16 protein-coding genes and 1 pseudogene are annotated in these 14889 nt (G+C 63.8%); 7 read left to right on the forward strand and 10 right to left on the reverse strand.

The features are described from left to right. From C515_RS0111540 to C515_RS0111550, 3 genes and pseudogenes are all read right to left on the reverse strand, one after another. Positions 1-182: pseudogene (locus C515_RS0111540) on the reverse strand (IS110 family transposase); the annotation flags it as partial. 176 nt (positions 183-358) lie between these two features. Next, a complete protein-coding gene (locus C515_RS0111545; RefSeq protein WP_051304877.1) occupies positions 359-1570 on the reverse strand; it encodes a hypothetical protein in 1212 nt (403 codons plus the stop codon). A gap of 187 nt (positions 1571-1757) precedes the next feature. Further along, positions 1758-2660, reverse strand: a complete 903-nt coding sequence (locus C515_RS0111550; RefSeq protein WP_028455667.1) for a diguanylate cyclase — start codon at positions 2658-2660, stop codon at positions 1758-1760. 342 nt (positions 2661-3002) lie between these two features. On the opposite strand from C515_RS0111550, the gene C515_RS20720 reads away from it, so the two are divergent. Then, positions 3003-4292: a hemolysin family protein gene (locus C515_RS20720; protein ID WP_043649234.1), complete on the forward strand. Its 1290-nt coding sequence runs from the start codon at positions 3003-3005 to the stop codon at positions 4290-4292. 50 nt (positions 4293-4342) lie between these two features. Further along, entirely contained in the window at positions 4343-5215 is an 873-nt protein-coding gene (htpX, locus tag C515_RS0111560; protein WP_028455668.1) for a protease HtpX, read from the forward strand. Between the two features lie 323 nt (positions 5216-5538). On the opposite strand, the gene C515_RS0111565 is transcribed toward htpX, so the two are convergent. Then, on the reverse strand, positions 5539-6090 hold the full coding sequence (locus C515_RS0111565; protein ID WP_028455669.1) for a TetR/AcrR family transcriptional regulator: 552 nt from the start codon (positions 6088-6090) through the stop codon (positions 5539-5541). A 210-nt stretch (positions 6091-6300) separates the two neighbouring features. Between C515_RS0111565 and C515_RS24045 the strand changes: the two genes are divergently transcribed. Continuing rightward, a complete protein-coding gene (locus C515_RS24045; protein ID WP_028455670.1) occupies positions 6301-6735 on the forward strand; it encodes a nuclear transport factor 2 family protein in 435 nt (144 codons plus the stop codon). A 182-nt stretch (positions 6736-6917) separates the two neighbouring features. On the opposite strand, the gene C515_RS0111575 is transcribed toward C515_RS24045, so the two are convergent. From C515_RS0111575 to C515_RS0111590, 4 genes are all read right to left on the reverse strand, one after another. Next, positions 6918-7292 carry a hypothetical protein gene (locus C515_RS0111575; RefSeq protein ID WP_028455671.1) on the reverse strand — a complete coding sequence of 125 codons (375 nt, stop codon included), beginning with the start codon at positions 7290-7292 and terminating at the stop codon, positions 6918-6920. Then, positions 7292-7990, reverse strand: coding sequence for a DUF2461 domain-containing protein (locus C515_RS0111580; RefSeq protein WP_028455672.1), 699 nt, complete (start codon positions 7988-7990; stop codon positions 7292-7294). Before C515_RS0111580 ends, C515_RS0111575 begins: the two co-directional genes overlap by 1 nt. A gap of 68 nt (positions 7991-8058) precedes the next feature. Beyond that, positions 8059-8742: a class I SAM-dependent methyltransferase gene (locus C515_RS0111585; RefSeq protein ID WP_028455673.1), complete on the reverse strand. Its 684-nt coding sequence runs from the start codon at positions 8740-8742 to the stop codon at positions 8059-8061. 536 nt (positions 8743-9278) lie between these two features. Continuing rightward, the gene (locus C515_RS0111590) at positions 9279-9677 is read right to left on the reverse strand and encodes a YccF domain-containing protein (RefSeq protein ID WP_028455674.1); all 399 of its coding nucleotides are present in this window, start codon (positions 9675-9677) and stop codon (positions 9279-9281) included. A gap of 130 nt (positions 9678-9807) precedes the next feature. Here C515_RS0111590 and C515_RS0111595 point away from each other — a divergent pair, with 130 nt between their 5' ends. After that, entirely contained in the window at positions 9808-10404 is a 597-nt protein-coding gene (locus tag C515_RS0111595; protein ID WP_028455675.1) for a YitT family protein, read from the forward strand. A gap of 192 nt (positions 10405-10596) precedes the next feature. On the opposite strand, the gene C515_RS0111600 is transcribed toward C515_RS0111595, so the two are convergent. Continuing rightward, positions 10597-11763, reverse strand: a complete 1167-nt coding sequence (locus tag C515_RS0111600; protein ID WP_028455676.1) for an aminotransferase-like domain-containing protein — start codon at positions 11761-11763, stop codon at positions 10597-10599. A gap of 86 nt (positions 11764-11849) precedes the next feature. Between C515_RS0111600 and C515_RS0111605 the strand changes: the two genes are divergently transcribed. The 3 genes from C515_RS0111605 to C515_RS0111615 all read left to right on the forward strand — a co-directional run bounded on the left by C515_RS0111605 (position 11850) and on the right by C515_RS0111615 (position 14251). Continuing rightward, complete coding sequence (locus tag C515_RS0111605; protein WP_028455677.1) at positions 11850-12326, forward strand: MarR family winged helix-turn-helix transcriptional regulator; 477 nt, start codon at positions 11850-11852, stop codon at positions 12324-12326. Positions 12327-12399: 73 nt separating this feature from the next. Further along, positions 12400-13332: a dihydroorotate oxidase gene (locus tag C515_RS0111610; protein ID WP_028455678.1), complete on the forward strand. Its 933-nt coding sequence runs from the start codon at positions 12400-12402 to the stop codon at positions 13330-13332. A 127-nt stretch (positions 13333-13459) separates the two neighbouring features. Further along, positions 13460-14251, forward strand: coding sequence for a substrate-binding periplasmic protein (locus C515_RS0111615; protein ID WP_028455679.1), 792 nt, complete (start codon positions 13460-13462; stop codon positions 14249-14251). On the opposite strand, the gene C515_RS20725 is transcribed toward C515_RS0111615, so the two are convergent. Then, positions 14179-14871: a DNA-3-methyladenine glycosylase family protein gene (locus C515_RS20725; RefSeq protein ID WP_081686922.1), complete on the reverse strand. Its 693-nt coding sequence runs from the start codon at positions 14869-14871 to the stop codon at positions 14179-14181. The genes C515_RS0111615 and C515_RS20725 overlap by 73 nt on opposite strands. Positions 14872-14889 lie beyond the last annotated feature (18 nt).

Here is a 14889-nt window from a genome sequence, read left to right on the forward strand (position 1 = left end):
GCCCAGTGATGCGCGCCCCCGCAGGCTTCCATGCCGACCTGGCAGGGCGGGAGTTTTTTGAAGAAATCGAGGACTTGCTCCCGGCGCAATTTCCGGGTGCAGACGACCTGTTCGTTGGCGTTGACGCCATGAACCTGGAAGACGTTTTTGGCAAGGTCAATGCCGATGCGGATAATGGTCATGATGGGCTCCTCGTTCCGTTTGGACTGGTTGGTGACACGTCCCAGTCTGGCACTTGATGCCGTTTCAGGAGGGAGGAGTCCATCCCATTGGCTTTCGCCGGAATGACGAATTGTCCATTGCTATGGTAGCTACCTAATCAGGTGGCGCCTTGCCGCGCCCCCGCGCTTCACCCGCTTCAGAACAGCATGCCGGCCAGTTTGCGCAACAATTCCTCGGCCGACATCATGGTCAGCAGCAGCGGAATCAGCGGGGCCACGGTGGCGGCGGCCAGAAAGAGGATGGCGTCGCGACTGACCGGCACCGTGCGCATGCCGCGCACCACGTCATAACTGCTGCCTAGATCAACCAGCGACGACATGTCCTGATTGCCGATTTTTTCGGCATCGTCCGGCAGGCCGCCGCGCAGCCATTTGTCGTCAAATTCGCGGTTGTGGCGCATCACCAGCACGCCGTACTCGCGATTGCCGTCGCGCTTGGCCTGCGCCAGCTGCGGGGTGAAGAACAGCAGTGGCCCAAGCACCAGCAGCTCCATGAACACCACCATCAGCAGGATTTCCAGTTTGAAATCCAGCAAGGCCGCGCCGCCGTAGAAAATGCGGTTGGCCAGCATCGCCGCCAGCATGGCGCCGTGCGCGACGGCAAGCGGCGTGAAGGCATAAAAGGTGCCGGAAATAAAACCCAGCCCGCCCAGCCGATCGGCGTGCGTGGGCAGCAGGCGCAGCGGCAGCCTCGCAATCCGCCACAGCAGTCGCGCCCAGATGAACATGCGGAAGTACCAGCGCAGCAACAGGAACTGGAAGATGGGCAGACTGACCAGCACATACCACCAGCCGGCGGCGGTGAACTGCATGCCGTCCGCCCCCGGGCGCGCATACCAGGTGCTGGTGTCGAGCACGACAAAGGTGTGCCAGATGAACAGCCCGACCGCGTACACGATGGCGATCAGCAGCAGCTCGGCGCGCGGCGAATTGCGCAAGGGCATGGCGGCGTCGATGGCAGCCTGAAAGCGCGGCAGATCGGTGTCGGCAATCAGGCCGCGATCAAGAAACTGCTGCATGACGCGGCGCAGGCGCAGGTGCACAAGCAGCTCGGCGGCCACCAGCACCGGTATCGCCAGCAGAAAGCGCACATGCACCTCGGCATCGAGCAGGAAGGGAACGGCGATGGCCCCGCCCAGCGCATCACCGCTGATGGCACTGATCAGCACCAGCGGCAGCCAGGCCAGCAGGGCAATCACCACGATGCGCCGCTTCAGCAGCCCCTCGGCGTCGTCCGAGAGTCGCGAACGCAACCAGAGCTGGAACAGCGGCCCGCCCAGCACCAGCGAGAAATCCGGGGTGGCCACCTTGGCCTGAATGCCATGCGGCGAGAGTGGCGAATGATCCATGGCATGCTCCTCAAGAACCGCTTTCAGCATAGCCCTGACCGGAGCTGGCCCGCCATTCCTTAGACAGCGCCTTCCGCAAAACCCGGTTTGTCATTCCGGTGAAATCTGGCCGCGGAATTCCCGCGGGACGCCGGCATGACAAGTTGCCGGGCAGGCTGCCGAATCAGGCCGCTGGGCCGGACGTGGCTCAGCCCAGCACGATGCGGTTGCGTCCCTGGCGCTTGGCCTCGTACAGCGCGGCATCGGCGCGCTTGAGGACTTGCTGGGCATCGGTATCCGTGGCCAGCAGCTCGCCAAGCCCGCCGCTGATGGTCGGGCTGCAGGGCTGGCCGTCAAGCAGCCGCAGCTCGTCCGCCACCCGCTGGCGCAGCCGTTCGACCAGCGGTGCGGCCTGCGCCGCGCCGGTATGCGGCAGCAGGATCACGAATTCGTCGCCGCCAAAACGCACCGAGACATCGGTGTGGCGCAGCTCGTTGCGGCAAATGTCGGCAATCGCGATCAGCACGCGGTCGCCCACGTCATGACCCAGCTCGTCGTTGATGCTCTTGAAGTGATCCACATCGAACAGCAGCACCGACAGCGGCGTCTGATAGCGCAGGAAGACTTCCAGATACTCGCGCAGCACATCGGCCATGTGGCGGCGGTTGGGCAGCCCGGTCAGCGGGTCGGTGCTGCTTTGCCAGCGCAGCTGCAATTCCAGCTCGTGGCGGGTAGTGATGTTGCTGGCCACCCAGAGCACGGCGGCTTCGCCATTCACCGGAAAATCCAGCGCCTGCACGCGTCCTTCGAACCAGATTTCGCGCGCGGGGCCTTCGTCGGGCAGGCCCAGCACATCCCGCCCGGACAGGCCGTACTCGACCACATGCAGGCCGGGCTGGGCCAGCGCCTGCTCGATCACGCCGAGAAACCAGGCGGTTTTCTCCGCGCTGAGCACCTCGTCCATGCGCTTGCCGATCAGATCGCTGCCATCGTGGTAATAACGGGTGTCGATGCCGCCGAACACGCCGGCATAGAGCCCGCTGCGGGTCAGGATGAACACCGGATCCGGCAGGGTCTTGAGAATGGACTGGATGTGGCTGAAATCCAGCATGGCGCGTGCGTCTCCCGTTTGACACACCAGCATAGCCTTCAAAGCGGATTTGCACCCGCAAGCATGCCGGGGCGCGTCATGCGCTTCGTTACACGATTAGTTCCCATTTTCTGCAAAAAAACGCGGATTTTTGCTGAACGCGCGGGAAAATTGACACCTTCGATCCCCCTTTGTACGATCAGCCTGTTTTCATCAGCAAAGGACTCCGGGCCATCTCGGCAGCTAATATGGGCAGTTACAGCCGCATTTTCACCTCCGCTTTCCCCCCTGCTTCATCTCCTCCCTCGTCTGACTGCCGTCAGCCACCAGCAGCACCCCGCCAACCGGCCGGAGGGTGCTGAAATGGAAATCCTGTTACTGATCGGCCTCGTCGTGCTCAATGGCGTGTTCGCCATGTCCGAAATTGCCCTGGTCACCGCCCGCAAGGCCCGGCTGCAGAAGCTGGCTGCCGAAGGCGATCATGCCGCCGGCGTTGCCCTCAAGCTGGGCGAAGACCCGACCCGCTTCCTGTCCACCATCCAGATCGGCATCACCTCCATCGGCGTGCTCAACGGTATCGTCGGTGAATCGGTGCTGGCCGGCCCGCTGGCGCTGTGGCTGCAAACGCTGGGCGTACCGGCGGCCAGCGCCAGTCTGGGCGCCACCGCGGCGGTGGTCATCGTGATTACCTATGTGTCCATCGTCGTCGGCGAGCTGGTACCGAAACGCCTGGGCCAGATGAATCCCGAGCCGATCGCCCGCCTGGTGGCGCGGCCGATGAATGGCCTGGCCATCCTCACCCGCCCCTTCGTGCTGCTGCTGACCGCCTCCACGCACGCCCTGCTGGGCCTGCTGGGCGCGAAGCAAAGCCAGCAGAATGGCGTAACCGAAGAAGAAATCCACGCCATGCTGGAAGAAGGCTCGGAAGCCGGCGTCATCGAGCAGCACCAGCACGAAATGGTGCGCAATGTGTTCCGCCTGGACGACCGCCAGCTCGGCTCGCTGATGATTCCGCGCTCGGATGTCATCTATCTGGACATCCGCAAGCCGCCGGAAGAAAACCTGCAATGCCTTATCGAGGCCGAGCATTCGCGCTTTCCGGTCTGCGATGGCGGCCTGGACAATCTGCTGGGCGTGATCAGCGCCAAGCAGGCGCTGGCCGGCGTGGCGCGCGGCGAGGCGCCTGATTACGTCAGCAAGCTTGATCCGTGCGTGTATGTGCCCGAAACGCTGACCGGCATGGAACTCCTTGAGCATTTCCGGGCCAATAGCATGCATCTGGCCTTTGTGATTGACGAGTATGGCGAGGTGGAAGGCATCGTGACGCTGCAGGACGTGCTGGAAGCGGTCACCGGCGAATTCACGCCGCGCAACGCCGAAGACGCCTGGTCGGTGCAGCGCGCCGACGGTTCCTGGCTGCTCGATGGCGCCATCCCCATACCGGAAATGAAGGACCGGCTGGCGCTGAAGACCGTGCCCGAAGAAGACAAGGGGCGCTACCACACACTCAGCGGCATGATCATGCTGTTGCTGGGACGGGTGCCCAACACCGGCGATCATGTCGACTGGGAGGGCTGGCGCCTGGAAGTCGTCGACATGGACGCCAAGCGCATCGACAAGATCCTTGCCGCGCGGCTGGACGAACACCCCTGAAGCGACCGCCTTGCCGATTTGCCTTGTTTACCCTGAAAGGATGGATTGCCATGAAACGCGTTCTCTTGTTCCTCTGTACCAATCTGGCCGTCATGCTGGTGCTCAGCGTGGTTGCCAGCCTGCTGGGCGTGAACCGCTTCCTGACCGCCAACGGCCTCAATCTGGGCATGCTGCTGGTCTTTGCCGCGCTGATGGGCTTTGGCGGTTCCTTCATTTCGCTGCTGATGTCCAAGACCATCGCCAAATGGTCGACCGGCGCTCAGGTGATCGAACAGCCGCGCAACCAGCATGAAGCCTGGCTGCTGGAGACGGTGCGCAAGCTCGCCACCCGCGCCAACTTGCCCATGCCGGAAGTGGCCATCTACGAGGGCGAGCCCAATGCCTTCGCCACCGGCGCGAGCAAGAGCAATTCGCTGGTTGCCGTGTCCACCGGCCTGCTGCACAGCATGACGCAGGAAGAAGTCGAGGCGGTGCTGGCGCACGAAGTGGCGCACATCGCCAATGGCGACATGGTGACGCTGACCCTGATCCAGGGTGTGGTGAATACCTTTGTCTTCTTCTTTGCCCGCGTGGTCGGCTATCTGGTGGACAGCTTCCTGCGCCGCAACGACGAGGAAAGCAGTGGCCCCGGCATCGGCTACATGATCACGGTCATTGTCTGCGAGATCGTGTTCGGCATTCTGGCCAGCATCATCGTCATGTACTTCTCGCGCCAGCGGGAATACCGCGCCGATGCCGGCGCCGCCCAGCTGCTGGGCTCGCCGCGCCCCATGGTGGCCGCCCTGCGCCGTCTGGGCGGCGCGCATCCGGCCGCACTGCCGCAGAACATGGCGGCGTCCGGCATCGCCGGCGGCGGCGCCTGGACGGAACTTTTCGCCACTCACCCGAGCCTGGAATCGCGCATCGCTGCACTGGGCGGCTGAGACCAATAATTCAGGTATCTCACGGAAGCCCTTTCCTGCCAAGGGCTACAGGCAGATACCCTTATAGAACTTTCTGCTTCCTTATAAAACCGGCCTGTATCAGGCCGGTTTTGTTTTATCTGCTTATGTCTCTCCTTCAGAAACCTTTATTCGTCATGCCCGCGAAGGCGGGCATCCAGAGCAACGCTTGATTTCACACCCTCATCTGGATTCCCGCGTACGCGGGAATGACGATTCTGCAGCAGAGACATAATCAGCTTGTTTTATCTGCCCCTGGCAGTTCCGACAAGACTTGCCGGCAAGGCCGCTTGCGGTCCGGCAGTTCAGGGGGCGGCCAGCAGGCGCTCGGGCAACTCGGCCAGCAGGGTCTCGTAGCGCTGCCAGTCATCCAGACAGCGGCACAGCAGCCGCGTGCCTTCCAGCAGGGCAATGCAGTCGGCCGCCCGCTCGCTGGCCAGCCCGGCGGGGAGGCCGGCATCTTCGATCACGCCCTGCAGCGCATTCAGCCAGTCCTGCACGGCGATGCCCATTTCACCGCGAAACAGCGCACAGGCCTCGCCCATGCTGTACACATCCAGCGTGCTGGCCTGACTTTTTTCCGCCTCATCCAGCTGCAGGCAGCGGGCAAAGGCCGCGACCCGTTCGGCCGGCACACCCGGCGCGCGCAGCACGGCCAGCGCGGCGTGAAACCACTCCCCTTCGGCCTGCAGCACCGCAATCGCCATATCGGTCTTGCCGCCGGGAAAATGGTGGTAAAGGCTGCCCTTGCCCAGGCCGGTGGCGTCGGCAATGCGGCTGAGCGTGGCGCCATCGTAGCCATAGGTATGAAACACGCGGCGCAGTTCATTGATCAGCACGGGGCGTTGCTTGCTCACGACATTCTCCTTGCCGATGCACAGTCGCACGGCGGGCGGCCGCCGCCGCCAGGTGCATGGCCCGGTAACGGGCCAATCGGATTCTCATGGGCGGCCAGTTTACCGGATTGCCCGCATGGCTTGACAAGAACGCCTGGCCTCACGGATAGTTTACCTAACGATCGGTACAATTTGGTCGTCCTCTCATCCGTCCCTCACTGGAGACTTGCCATGCGCCTCACGTCCTTCGTCCTGCCCTTCCTGTTCACCCTGGGGATGTTGCCCGCCCTGCCCGCGCAGGCCGAAATCAGCCGCAGCGACGCCATTGCCGCCTACCTGCAGGCCTGGGCGGAAAAGTCACCGGCCAAACGCCAGCAGCTGCTGGAAAAAGCGGTGACCGAGCAGGTGCAATTCCACGATGCGTTCTCCACTACCCGCTCGCGCAAGGAAATGGATGCGATGATCGTCAGCACGCAGGCGCAATTCCCGGGCTTGCGCGGCGAAATGGTCGGCCGCCTGCGCGAGGCCGGCAATGCGGCTCTGTTTGAGTGGAAGCTCTACGGCGCCGAGGGCCAGACGCTGTTCTTCGGCGTCGACGCCGTGAGTTTTGCCGACGACGGCCGCCTGCAGCGCATCGAAGGCTTTATCGATACGCGCCTGCAGTAATTCCCGCGGCGCGGCCGCATGCCATGCGGGGCACGGCGCCGTGCTCCGTGTCAGTTCTGCCGCACCCGGCAGCATTGACAAGGCAGGTATAGGCTTGAAGCCTTTATTCAAAAAAGGCTGCAGGCACATACCAAAAAATCATCCGGACAGATGCACACCGGGCGCCACCCTTGCTGCCGCGCTCAGCAGCGAAACACCTCGGTCAGCAGCCCCTCGTCCGGCATCTGCGTCTGCAAGCGGGTCGCCTGAATGCGCAGCTCGGCGCCGTTGGCGAACTGCAGCTCCAGCACGAGTTCGCCCACCAGTTGCGCCGGCAGAAGCAGCCCGGAATGGCGCGCGCCATTCACACGCAAGAGGCCGGCGCTGAGCCGCCCCAGGCAATCGCCGGCCAGCCCTTGCCAGCTCGCGTCTTCACAGCGCAGCGCGACACCACGCAGATAGCCATCTTCCGCTCCGCCGACCTGCGCTGCGGCGAAGATCACGGTCAGGATATCGCCGGCCGCATCGATGCGGGCGACTTCCGAGTCATGCCATTCCAGCACCAGCCCCGACCGCATCAGCGACCACCCGGCATGGTGTCCGGCGCCAGCGCTGAGGCCTGGCGCAAAAAGTCGATCAGCGGGCGCAAGGCGGCAAACTGCCGGCCAATCTGTTGCGCGGCATCCGCCTGGCAGTAAAAGCCGGGCGGCAGCGGCCGGCTGGCGGTGAAGCTTTTCAGTTTCAGCAGGGCAATCCGCGGATGATCCTTCGCATAGCCCTTCGGTGCGGTCTTCAGCGCCTCGCCCGTGTCCAGGCCTCCAAAGGCGGCAAGAAAATCCGGTTCGGCAATGAGGCGCTGCAGGCGCTCGCCCTGCTCGGCCACCGTCTGGCGGATGGCGTGCAGCGCCGCGGGCGCAGGGCACCACCAGCCACCGCCGATGAAGCACTCGTTCGGCGCGATGTGCACGTAATAGCCGGGTTCGACAAACTTGCTGCCAAAGCGCGAAATGCCGATGCCGAAATTGCTCTTGTATGGCAGCTTGTTCTTGCTGAAGCGCACATCGCGATGCAGGCGCAGCACGCATTGCTTCGCCGGCAGCTCGGGCGGAATGCACGCATCGAAGGCCGTGATTTCGTCCAGCACCGCACCGGCAAAGCGCACGACGTCGGCTTTCGCCGCCTCGTAGCGTTCGCGCTGGCTGGCGAACCATTCCTTGTTGTTGTTGGCTGCGAGTTCGGCCAGGAAATCGATGCTGGAAGCTGCAAGCGCAGTCATGTTCGCCACCGGGGTCAGAAAATTGCCCCAAGCATACCGCGCCCGGCAACCGGGCGCACCGGCGGCGTTCAGCCGCGCAGATAGCTCAGCAGACGGCCCTTGTACGGACTGCCATCGTGCAGCGGCGCAACAATCGCGGTTTCCGTGTGGGCAAATCCCAGCCCGGCCATGACACGGTGAAAGGCATTGCGGTTGCTGCGGTTCGGATCGACGATCAGCACCTCGCAGGCCGGCGCCGCATGCAGCGCGATAAAGCCGGCCAGTTGCTCCGGATGGCTGCGCTCATAGAGCACGTCGCTGCCGATGATGAGATCAAACTCGCCCAGGCCGGGGTTGTCGCGCCCCCAGTTGCCGGTGTGATACGGCAGCGGCGGCAGATCATTCAGCAGCAGATTGGCGCGCAGGAAGCTCTCGGTCAGCGGATGGCAATCACTGGCGGTGATGTTGCCCTCGCGGCGCTGGATGACGAGGCTGGCCAGCGCCAGCCCGCAGCCGATTTCCAGCACGCGACGGCCATCGATGTGCCAGGTCTGCATCAGGTCGGCCAGCTTTTGCGCCGAAGGCCATACCTGCCCGAACAGCGGCCAGGTGGCCGCGGTGATGCCGGCGGCGGCGGCGCTGCCGTCCGGGTCGTGAAACTGCTGTTTGTCGAGCAGCGAACGAATGGCCAGCGGTGCGGCGCTATGCACATGCACTTGCTGATTGCGGGTCTGGTAGCCGGGCGGCGAGCCCGCAGTGGTCTTGACGGGCATGGCCGTCCTCCTGAAACGATTTGCGTGCGGCGGGGATGATGGTCGAACCGACACGACGCTTCGCGGGAAGGGCTATGCAAGTACAATCAGGGCATGCAGCGGGGCAGTGCGCAAAGGGGGATGAAAAGGAAAACACGACAAAGGCCGACAGCGTAACACAGCAGCAAGGCATGCCCGACAACAACGGGGTAGCGAAATGTATCGCCATCAAGCCCATGCAGCGAAATGGCTATAAAGCCATACCCACCACCCTATCCAGGTACAAGGCCGCCAGCCCAAGAGAAAAGCCCGTTGATTGGCACATTTCTCCTCCGCAGCACACCCTGAGCGTTCGCGAAGCCGCGCGGCGCCGGGCTGGCCCGGATCGCGCATCAGCACAGCGAAGGATGGCGCACACGGCCGGGTCTTCTGCGCCGTCATGCCGCGAACAAGCAGCAAGCGCTTCGGTACGTTCTGTACCGAGACCGCAAGCCATTCCAGGCCATGGCCAGCAAGGCCTGGCGGCCAATTTGGCGCGTGGCGGATGCGATGGCAGGCTAGCGGGCGGTCACGATCGTCTTGCCGATCGGCGCGAGCGCCAGGCCGGCGAGCTTGAGGTGCTGCAGGCCAAAGGGAATGCCGATGAGGGTGATGAACAACCCCAGCGCGGCGCAGAGATGGCCGATGGCCAGCCAGATCCCGGCGACGAGGCACCAGATCACGTTGCCGACGGTACCCAGGCTGCCGGTGCCAATGTCGTGCCGGCCGGAGAGCTCGTGCCGGCTGACCGCTTCCCTGCCAAACGGCCACAATGCAAAGCCGCCGATCACGAAGCACGCACGCCCCCAGGGAATGCCGACAATGCTGATAAAGCAGAGCAGCCCGGCCAGCCACCAGCTCAGCGCCATGGCGAAACCGCCCAGCAGCAACCACAGGATGTTCAAGATCAAGCGCATGACGGGGGCTTCCTGAATGCATTCAAGGGCCGTCAGGATAACACAGCGCCCGTGCGCGGATTGCCGATGTCCCGCAGTGCCGGCGCCGCCGCTTTGTGCGACGCTGCGCGTCCGCTCAAGGAGAAACGCCATGGCCAAGCGCCACAGCCTGTTTGAAGACCTGCAAGGCGTGCTGACCGGCGCGCTGTTCATGGCGCTGGCCATCCAGTTTTTCCAGCACGCGAAACTGCTCACCGGCGGCGTGACCGGCATCGCCTTCCTGATTCATTACACCACGCACTGGGCGTATGGCGCGGTGTTCTTCATCATCAGCGCGCCCTTTTACCTGTTCGCCTGGCGCACGCTCGGCGCCGAATTCACGCTGAAAACCTTTGCCGCCATCGGCACGCTGTCGCTGTTGACCGGCTGGCTGCCGCACTGGCTGAGCTTTGGCACGCTCGATCCGCTATTCGCCGCCATCATGGGCGGCCTGCTTGCCGGCGCGGGAATCCTCATGCTGATCCGCCACCGCGGGAGCCTCGGCGGCGTGACGGTGCTGGCGCTCTACCTGCAGCAGCGCCACGGCTGGCGCGCCGGCCACGTGCAGCTGGGCTTCGACCTGGCCATCCTGCTCGCCGGCGTATTCCTCGCCAGCCCGCAGCAGATGCTGCTGTCGATTGCCGGCGCGGTGGCGCTGAATCTGGTGATCGCCATCAACCACCGGCCCGGGCGGTATATGGGAATGTAATTGTCCGCGGCTGCCCTGCCGGTACGGTAGTCAACCCGGCCCAGCCGAACCGGCTTATTGCCATGAACAGCCGGGGGAAGCTTTTTAAGCCGAATCAAGGCGTTGCGAGCAGTACACACTGCTTTGGCCAGGCTGCAACAAGGTGAACCCGACGCAAACTCACACCAGCGGGAACGCCAGCAGCAAGGAAAGCTAACTCGCCGTGCGCTGACTGCGCAGCACGCGCCCCAGCCTTGCCAGGCCTTCGGCGATGCGTTCGGGGCTGGCATGGCTGAAATTGAGGCGCAGGTATGCCGCGTCGGCCGGCTGCGCGAAAAAAGCGCTGCCCGGCATGATGGCCACGCGCTCGTCCCTCAGCATCCGCTGCATCAGTGACTGGCTATCCAGCGGCTGCGCCAGCTTCACCCAGAAAAACAGGCCGCCTGCCGGCAAGGTCCAGCTCGCCAGCCCGCCAAGGTGACGGTCAAGACTGGCGGCCATCACATCGCGGCGGGCGCGGTAGTCGGGCAGGATGCGTGCCAGATGGCCGGCCAGCAGCCCGTCTTCCAGCACTTGCGTGACCAGCAGCTGCGAAAGGCGGTTGCTGTGCAGATCGGCCGCCTGCTTGAGCCGCAGCAGATGCGGAAAAAGCTCGGGATGGGCGACCAAAAAGCCGAGACGCAGTCCGGGGGCAAGGATTTTCGAGAACGAGCCCTGGTAAACCCAGCGCGCAGCGCGCAGATGGCTGACCAGCGGCGCGGGCGCCGGGCCGTCATAGGCGAGGTCGCGGTAGGGGTCATCCTCGAACACGATGCCGGGATGCGCATCCAGCACGGCGGCCATGCCGCGGCGCTCGGCTGCGCTGTAACAGGCGCCGGAGGGATTCTGGAACGTCGGCGTCAGATACGTCATACAGGTATCCGCCTGCAGCCCTTCTTTCATTTTGGCTTCAGCACTTATACCCTCAACCCTGCTCCAGCCATCCAGCTCGGCGCCAAACAGGCGGAAGGCCTGCAGCGCCGCCAGGTAGGCGGGGGCCTCGACCAGCACGCGCCTGCCCGGTTCGATCAGCAATTTGGCCATGAGATCAATGCCTTGCTGGGAGCCATTCAGAATCAGCACCTGCTGTGGGCCGCAGCTGAGCCCCAGGCTGTTGAGCTGTTGTGCGACCAGTTCGCGCAGGCGCAGCTCGCCTTCCGACGGCCCGTATTGCAGCGCCGCGCGCAGGCGTTCGGGCGCCAGCCCGGCAGCATCGGGAACAAACAGCGCGTCCTCGGCTGGCAGACCACCGGCAAAGGAGATGACATCAGGCTGGCTGGCGGCCGCCAGAATGTCGCGAACCAGCGAGGAAGTGAGACGGGAGATGCGTTGGGCGAGCATGGGGATTGCCTCCGGGCGGGCTGTAGACAACAATATCAGTCAACAAGATTGACCAATAATTTCACAACCGGGACAAATAAGTCAACATGATTGACCAATCACCCTCGCAAGACGAACTCAATACCGCACTGGAACTGATGTTTCATGGCTACCGGGCGCTGACCGCCTCGCCCGATGCGCTGCTGGCGCGCTATGACTGGAATCGCGTGCACCACCGCATTCTCTATTTTGTCGCCCGGCGCAGCGCGGGCATCAGCCAGCAGGATTTGCTGGCAACACTGGGCGTGAGCAAACAGGCCCTGCATGGCCCCTTGCGGCAATTGCTGGCGGCGGGCCTGATCGACAGCCTGCCGGCCGAGCACGACAAGCGGCTGCGCATGTTGCGGCTGACGGCGGCAGGAATTGATCTTGAACAACAACTGAGCAATCCCCAGCGGGAATTGCTTGCAGCCGTCTTTCAAAGCGTGGGCGAATCCGCTACGGTGAGCTGGCTGGAAACCATGCGTGCCCTGTGCCGGGCCGGCGAGGCGCAAAAATCCGCACAGGATCTGCCCGGATTTTGATGCTGCTCACGGCGGACCAGCGCGCACACGCCTAGGATACCCACCATAGAATAACGGCCCGAGGGAGCTTGCCATGCCCGATTTATCCACGGTTTTCCTTGACCTGCCACTTGCCAACCCGCTGATGAATGCCTCCGGGGTGTGGTGCAGTGTCGCTTCCCAGCTGGAAGCGCTGGCAGACAGCGCGGCTGGCGCCATGGTCACCAAAAGCTGCACGCTGACCCAGCGCGACGGCAATCCGGAACCGCGCTACCGCGCCACATCCTGGGGCAGCATCAATTCGATGGGCCTGCCCAACGAGGGCTTTCCGTATTACCTGAACTACGCGCGCTGCCACGATTACGAGAAGAAGCCGCTGTTCATGTCGCTGGCCGGCCTCACGCTCGACGACAACCTGACCATGGTCGCCGAGCTGCGCGAGGCAGTGACGCCGGTGATCATGGAGCTGAACCTTTCCTGCCCCAATGTGCCGGGCAAGGCGCAGGTCGGCTACGATTTCGAGGCGATGGACACCTTCATCCACGAAATCGCCGACGCCTACGACCGGCCCTTCGGCGTGAAGCTGCCGCCCTACTTCGACATCGCGCATTTCGACGAAGCGGCAAACATCCTGAACGCCTATCCGCAGATCGCCTTCGTCACCTGCATCAATTCGATCGGCAACGGGCTGGTGATCGATCCGCAAACCGAGACGGTGGTGATCCGGCCCAAGGACGGCTTTGGCGGCATCGGCGGCGATTTCGTGCTGCCCACCGCGCTGGCCAACGTCAATGCCTTTTACCGGCGCTGCCCGAACAAGCAGATCATCGGCTGCGGCGGCGTGCGCAGCGGCGAACAGGTGTTTCTGCATCTGCTGGCCGGCGCCAGCATCGTGCAGGTCGGCACGCAGCTTTATGAAGAAGGACCGCTGATCTTTCCGCGCCTGCTGGCGGAGCTGCAAGCCATCATGCTGGCCAAAGGCTATGCAACACCAGGGGATTTCCAGGGAAAGCTGAAGACGCTTTGACAGCACAATGACAGCCCACAAAAAACCGGCCTTTTGCCGGTTTTTTCATGCCGGGCAAAGGGGAAGCGCTTGCCAAATCGGTTCCGGCAAGCTCAATCTGTAAGCTGTGATGCCATGGAAGCGCCCCATGCACTACCTCTTCGCCCTCTGCCTGCTGCTTGGCCTGATTGCCCGAACGGGCGCGGCAGACCTGCAGGCCTTTACCGAAGAATTTCCGCCCTTCAATCATGTGGAAAATGGCCGGCATCGCGGTCTGGCCAATGAAATCCTTGAGCGCATCATGCAGCGCAGCGGTCTGGCGATCAACCGCGAAAGCCTGCCCTGGGCGCGTGCGGTGCAAAAGAACGAGCAAACCGCCAACAGCATCCTCTACACCACCGTGCGCACCGCCGCCCGTGATCCCAACTACCGCTGGGTGGGCCCCTATGACAGCTGCGACATCGTGTTGCTGAAGCTCAAGAGCCGCAGCGATGTGCACGCCAGCAATCTGGCCGAAGCCCGGCAGTACACCATCGGCGCCATGCGCGGCGGCGCGGGTTTCCAGCTGCTGGAAGAAGCCGGCGTGCCGCCGGAAAACATGATGATCAGCCGCAACGAGGCCAATTCGGTGCGCATGCTGTACGCCGAACGTTTCGAACTGTCGGCCGGGCTGGTCATTCCGCACCGCTATATCGCCAAACAGCTCGGGCTGGACCCGGCGCAGCTGGTGCCGGCCTTCACGCTGCAAAAGGGCGATGGCTGTTATTTTGCCTTCAACCGCAAGGTTGACCCGCAGCTCTTTGCGCGCTTTGAAAGGGCATTCCAGGCCTTGCAAAACTCGGGCGAACTGGCGCAGCTGCAACAGCGCTATCTGGCCGACCCGGCGGGCAATGCCTCGCTGCCGGGCAGCGCCAGCCGGCCCAAGGCGGCGGCTCTGTAAGCTACCGGCACGGGGTCGAGGCTGCGCCAGAGGTACCAGGTGGCCACGGTACGCCAGGGCTGCCAGCGTTCGGCCAGCTCGCGCACCGCCTTGCGCGGCTGCCGCTCGCCGTCGTGATAATGCAGCGCCACGCCGCGCAAGAGGCCAATATCATCCAGCGGCAGCACATCGGGGCGCAGCAGGTAGAAGATCAGGAACATTTCCGCCGTCCACCGGCCGATGCCGCGAATGTCGGTCAGCTCGGCAATGACCGCCTCGTCATCCCAGTCGCGCCAGGCCTGCGGGTCCAGCCGCCCGGCGGCATGATGCCGCGCCAGATCACGCAGGTATTCAACCTTGCGCACCGAGAGCCCGCAGCCACGCAGCGCGTCGTCGTCCTGCGCCAGCACGCGCTCGCTGCTCATGCCGTCCAGCAGGCTGACCAGCCGCCCCCACACTGCATCGGCAGCCCTGACCGAAATCTGCTGGCCGACAATCGAGCGCGCCAGCGTCATGAAGGCGTCGCCGCGACCCTCCAGACTGATCCCGGGATAGGTGGCAATCAGCGCGGCCATGACCGTATCGGCAGCGGCCAGCTCGGCGCAGGCGCGGTCCCAGTAAGCGGGGCGGCCGATCAGCATGGCCCTGCCATCGCCATG

Origin of the sequence: Chitinilyticum litopenaei DSM 21440 (assembly GCF_000428145.1) — a bacterium.
In the GTDB taxonomy this organism is placed as follows: Bacteria; Pseudomonadota; Gammaproteobacteria; order Burkholderiales; family Chitinibacteraceae; genus Chitinilyticum; species Chitinilyticum litopenaei.